The organism is Streptomyces sp. NPDC006463 (assembly GCF_042870715.1).
In the GTDB taxonomy this organism is placed as follows: domain Bacteria; phylum Actinomycetota; class Actinomycetes; order Streptomycetales; family Streptomycetaceae; genus Streptomyces.
Genome location: NZ_JBIAHP010000033.1, coordinates 5,162 through 9,497, shown reverse-complemented (window position 1 = coordinate 9,497; position 4,336 = coordinate 5,162). Strand labels below are relative to the sequence as shown.

At 71.2% G+C, this 4,336-nt stretch carries 9 protein-coding genes; 2 read left to right on the top strand and 7 right to left on the bottom strand.

Annotated elements, in window-relative coordinates; all coding sequences use genetic code 11:
* Window positions 1-284 precede the first annotated feature (284 nt).
* Window positions 285-584: a hypothetical protein gene (locus ACFYOB_RS37160; protein ID WP_388568282.1), complete on the top strand. Its 300-nt coding sequence runs from the start codon at window positions 285-287 to the stop codon at window positions 582-584.
* Window positions 585-592: 8 nt separating this feature from the next.
* Here ACFYOB_RS37160 and ACFYOB_RS37155 read toward each other — a convergent pair whose 3' ends face one another.
* From ACFYOB_RS37155 to ACFYOB_RS37140, 4 genes are all read right to left on the bottom strand, one after another.
* Window positions 593-898, bottom strand: coding sequence for a transposase (locus ACFYOB_RS37155; protein ID WP_388568376.1), 306 nt, complete (start codon window positions 896-898; stop codon window positions 593-595).
* Window positions 880-1,215, bottom strand: coding sequence for a hypothetical protein (locus ACFYOB_RS37150; protein ID WP_388568391.1), 336 nt, complete (start codon window positions 1,213-1,215; stop codon window positions 880-882). The genes ACFYOB_RS37155 and ACFYOB_RS37150 overlap by 19 nt, the downstream gene beginning before the upstream one ends.
* Before the next feature lie 457 nt (window positions 1,216-1,672).
* Entirely contained in the window at window positions 1,673-1,927 is a 255-nt protein-coding gene (locus ACFYOB_RS37145) for a hypothetical protein (RefSeq protein WP_388568279.1), read from the bottom strand.
* Window positions 1,928-1,962: 35 nt separating this feature from the next.
* The gene (locus ACFYOB_RS37140) at window positions 1,963-2,778 is read right to left on the bottom strand and encodes a hypothetical protein (protein WP_388568276.1); all 816 of its coding nucleotides are present in this window, start codon (window positions 2,776-2,778) and stop codon (window positions 1,963-1,965) included.
* A gap of 114 nt (window positions 2,779-2,892) precedes the next feature.
* Here ACFYOB_RS37140 and ACFYOB_RS37135 point away from each other — a divergent pair, with 114 nt between their 5' ends.
* Window positions 2,893-3,087 carry a hypothetical protein gene (locus ACFYOB_RS37135; RefSeq protein WP_388568273.1) on the top strand — a complete coding sequence of 65 codons (195 nt, stop codon included), beginning with the start codon at window positions 2,893-2,895 and terminating at the stop codon, window positions 3,085-3,087.
* 87 nt (window positions 3,088-3,174) lie between these two features.
* On the opposite strand, the gene ACFYOB_RS37130 is transcribed toward ACFYOB_RS37135, so the two are convergent.
* The 3 genes from ACFYOB_RS37130 to ACFYOB_RS37120 all read right to left on the bottom strand — a co-directional run bounded on the left by ACFYOB_RS37130 (window position 3,175) and on the right by ACFYOB_RS37120 (window position 4,199).
* Entirely contained in the window at window positions 3,175-3,681 is a 507-nt protein-coding gene (locus ACFYOB_RS37130; protein WP_388568270.1) for a hypothetical protein, read from the bottom strand.
* An 86-nt stretch (window positions 3,682-3,767) separates the two neighbouring features.
* Window positions 3,768-3,977, bottom strand: a complete 210-nt coding sequence (locus ACFYOB_RS37125; RefSeq protein WP_388568267.1) for a hypothetical protein — start codon at window positions 3,975-3,977, stop codon at window positions 3,768-3,770.
* Between the two features lie 30 nt (window positions 3,978-4,007).
* Window positions 4,008-4,199, bottom strand: coding sequence for a hypothetical protein (locus ACFYOB_RS37120; protein ID WP_388568264.1), 192 nt, complete (start codon window positions 4,197-4,199; stop codon window positions 4,008-4,010).
* Window positions 4,200-4,336: the final 137 nt, after the last annotated feature.

Here is a 4,336-nt window from a genome sequence, read left to right as displayed (position 1 = left end):
CGGGGCCCGCCCCCCCCCCCCCCCCCCGCCCGCCCCCCCCGTTTGCGCGCGCGGCCGGCCCCCCAGTGAGCCCCCCGAACACACCGCGGGGCCCCCGCGCGGGAGCCTAGCGCGAGCGCGCGGGGGCCGCCCGACCCCTGGGAGCACGGGCGCGAGCGGAGACGCGGTGGGGGACCCTGACTTTTGTCCGCGGACAAAAGTCAGGGGACTTAGAGCGGCAGTACGGGCCGGGCAACGGCGCGATCTGCTTGTGGTGTGTGGTGGGATGGCCGGACTCTGCTGCCGTGACCTGCTGGGAGACCGCCTTCATGCCCGTGTACCCGTCTCTGACTCACGCCCTGGCCGCGGCCTTGGTCGATGTCCTGTGGTTCATCGAGGGCAGTGAAGACGAGCAGATGGATCCGGACGACGCCGTCAAGGTGCTGGAGGGTGTCGCCCACCTGGTCAGCAAGCTGTCGAGCGAGCAACGGAGCGAACTGATCGGTCTGCTCGGGACGATGGCAGAAGCCGAGTCCGACCCCGCACGCCGGGAGTTCCTGAAAGAGTTTCCGGAAAGCTTCGGGCTGCTTGATGATGCGGTCTGACCTGTGCTTCACGAGTAGAGCAGGACGCGCTTGCGGAGAAGATGGAAGCCGGCCCGGCCGAACATCTGGCGTTTGAGCATCTTGATTCGGTTGACGTGGCCTTCGACGACGCCTGAGCTCCAGGGCAGGGTGAGGCCGGCGATGACTGCATCGCGGTCGCGGTCGATGCCTGCGGCGAGGGTATGGAGGCCGGGGAGGTCATCTTGCCGAACGTCATCGAGCCACTGCGGCAGCCGTTCGCCCTGGCGTTCGGTGAGCATCTGGCCGAAGGAGCGGACGTGGCCGGTGAGGGCGTTCAGTTCAGGGCAGTGGATGAGAACAGCCTTGAGTCGAAGGTGCTCCGTCTCGGTGAGGGTCTCCGGCCGGCGGAGGATCCATCCGGCGACGACACGAGGTGATGGCGGCCGAGCGGTGACGGGGCTTGCGAGAGCCGTTTCTCCCGGAAATAGGCGCGAACCCGCTGGTAGCTGCCTTGATAGCCGAGCGGCACGATCTCCTCCCACACCCTCCAGGCGTTCGTGCAGCCCTGGTTCCAGCGGTCATCCAGGTAGGGCTTGAAGGCGTCGAGTTTGGATGGCCGGCCCTGCCACTGCCCGTGGAACAGTTCCTCCGGGGTGGCTGCGTCGGCCAAGAGCTTGACAGTGCGGGAGGTCATCCGGAGTTGGCGGCCGATCGCCCTCCGGCTGAGCCCAGCGGCCAGCAGTTCGTGGACGGTCGCGTGGTTGACGCGGGTGCGGTCAGCGAAGCGGTGTCCCCTCGGCCAGGGCGAGCCGGGAGACCTCAAAGATCCTGGCGTCAGCAGGCGTCCACCCGGCACCCACAGGCACCAACACCCATCAGGGCACCGTGGCTGTGCTGCGAGGCGCCGGGCGCCGCCCCTCTCGTAAGAGAGCTCAAGCCCGGATGTACCGAAGGCGTTCGCCCGGCGCCCGCGCAACTGCTACCACAACGAGCACCAGGCCTGCCCACCGATCTAAGGGAAGGCGTCGCAGCCCGGGCGGAGCCAGATGTGACAGCCCTGGCGCTCGAACAGTCCGCCCGTTTCTCATCCGGCCGGACCGCTCTTAACAACGGATTAGGGCGTCAGGTCAGCGGGCGGTGCGGGGGCGCAGCAGGCGGGTGGCCCACGACTGCAGCCGCTCGAGGCGGGTGGGGTGGGTGTGCCGCCAGGCGGTGTCGAACACGGCGTCCGCGGTCGGGAAGCTGCGGGTCGCGCCGCAGGTGCAGATGCAGGCGTACGGCTCGGGGCGAGTGTCGTCGAGGGTGGCGGTGACCTGGGCCGGGGCGCCGTCGTGGCGTCCGTGGAAGGTACCGGCCCAGAGTTCGTTCTTGTCGAGCTTCATCGCGTTCCTTTCGGGGTCGGTGGCGGTGCCGGGGGTCAGCGCTTCTGGAGGGGGTGCACGTTGTCCGGGGTGTCGTCGGCGTCCGGGGCGGCCGGGGCCGGGAGGTGGATGTGCGGCTCGATCTGGTGGCCTTCGTTGTGGATCTGGGTGAAGCAAGCCGGGCGCAGGGTCAGTCCGCGTAGCGCGAAGGCGGAGGCGGCGGTCCAGGCGAGGACGGCGAGGCCGGTGGCGATGGTGCGGCCGTCGGCGGGGGCTGCGCTGTGGACCATTGCGATGCTGGCCGCGCCCCAGGCGGTCCAGGTGATGCGGGCGCCGCTGCTGCGTGCGAAGCCGCCGATCAGGCCGAAGAGTCCGACGAGCTGCCAGACGGTGTAGACGGTGGCGGCGGTGATCGGCAGGGAGACGGTGTGCGCGGCGATGTACGTGCGGACCGGCTGGTCGATGACGGCGAAGACGCCCTGGGAGGTGTCGGTGCTGACCTGGACGCGGGGCACGGCCGTCAGCAGGCTGTGCAGCATGGCGGCCAGGGCGTCGGCCGCGCCGTCCAGGAGCAGGATGACAAGGGCGATCCCGGCGAGTCCGAGCGCCGCCTTCAGCCAGTTGGCCATGCCGTGCCAGCCGAGCTCGGGGGCCTGGCGCAGGTCCTCCCAGCGGTCGTGCAGGACGCCGCAGTCGTGCCACGCGTCGGTCCAGGCGTCGGCCCACCATGCGCGCAGGGCCTCCGTGCGCGACGGCTTGTCGTCGAGTTCTTCGAGCAGCAGGGGCGCGGCCGCGGGGAGGCCGGCGGCCGGGTGCTCCTGGCGCGGGCCGGGGATGTTCGGGGTGCGGTCGGTGTCGTTGTGGTCAGCCACGGTCGGGCTTCTCCTTCAAGGGCGGTGACGAGACGGACGGAATGGGCATGGCTCTGTTGCCGGGCCTGGTGGTGCGACAGGCTGGGGCGAGGCCAGGGAGCAACAGGGGGCGCGATGGCGGTGGAGTTCGAGTCGGTGATCGCCGACGGGGTGATCTATCCGGCGTTCACGGACGACGAGGGCGTGCTGTGGATCGACGACGAGGACGACTACGAGGTGGTCGTCGACCACGCGATCGTCGACGGGGTGATCTACGAGGCGGAGGTCGATGAGTACGGCCGCCTGCTGATCTACCTGGACGACGACTGAGCGCACGGGCTGCTCCGGGCGGCCTGCCCCGTACTCGACTCCCGGCCCGTACGGGGTGGGGTTCGAGTACGACGCAGGGTGCCGGGGTCAGTGGTGGATGTCGTTGCGGGTGCGGGCGAAGAACATGCCGCGCGTGGTGCTGTGGCTGTTGATCTCGGTCCGCATGGTGACCGGGCCCTCGTAGACGTTGACGTTCTTGCTGATGGCGGAGCGGGCGCGGTTGATCGCGCCTCCGATCGCCGAGGCGGCCATGGCCAGGCCCGCGAACGGCAGGGTGACCATCAGGACTCCGGCGAGGCTGACGGAGGCGAGGCCCTGGAGGACCAGCCATGCGCCGCAGCCGATGCCGGTGACCCCAGCGCCGACGCCGATGGAAGCCACCGCGATCCCGGCCGCCCAGGCTGGGACGATCCGGTGGTCGGGCTGCGGCACGGGCGGGGTGTCGCCGTAGGCGGGCACGGGGGAGTGGTCGCGGTACGACGTCGGGAAGTGGCCCGGCTGTTCGGTCCGGAAGCTGGTGTCCATGATGCGCTTGGCTTCGGCGGCGGCCTCGGCGTCGGACATCGGGCGGCCGACGGTGGGGTGGAAGTCCATCGTGGTCTCCGTTCGGGTACGGCCGCGCCCTCCCTGCCGTGGGCGGCGGGGGAGGGCGCGAGAGGTGGGGGAGCGGGGGCCCGGGGCTACTGCCGGTAGGCGGCGGCCTCGAGTTCGGCGAGCGTCGGGTACTGCCACAGCCGCAGGGCGGCCTGCGGGCCGGTCTCCGGCTCGGGCTGCTCCTGGACGCCGTTCTTGCGCCCGGCGAGCAGCAGCTGGGTCAGCAGGCGGCGGGCCTCGGGGTCGGTGGCGAGGACGGTGGCGGCTTCGTCGATGACGAACAGGGGGCGGTCCACGGTGGGCTCCGATCGGTGTGCGGGGGCGGGTTATCCGAGGGTGCTGATCCATCCGGCGACGCCGCTGATCGCGCTGTTGATGGCGGGCGCGATACCGGTGGAGGCGAGGGAGAAGCCGAACAGGACGGCGGCGAGGGCGGGCCACAGCCGCAGGTAGCCGGTGCGCACCAGGACCACGACGAGGGTTCCGGCGAAGAAAACCAGGGAGATGGTCAGCGCCACAGCGGGTGAACTCCTTCGGGAAGGCCGGCGGGCGGGGGGGGGGGGGGGGCCCCCCCGCCCCCGGGGGGGGGGGGGGGGGGTTGTGGGGGGGGGGGGGGGGGGGTGGGGGCGCGGGGCGGGTTTTGCACGCGGCCCCC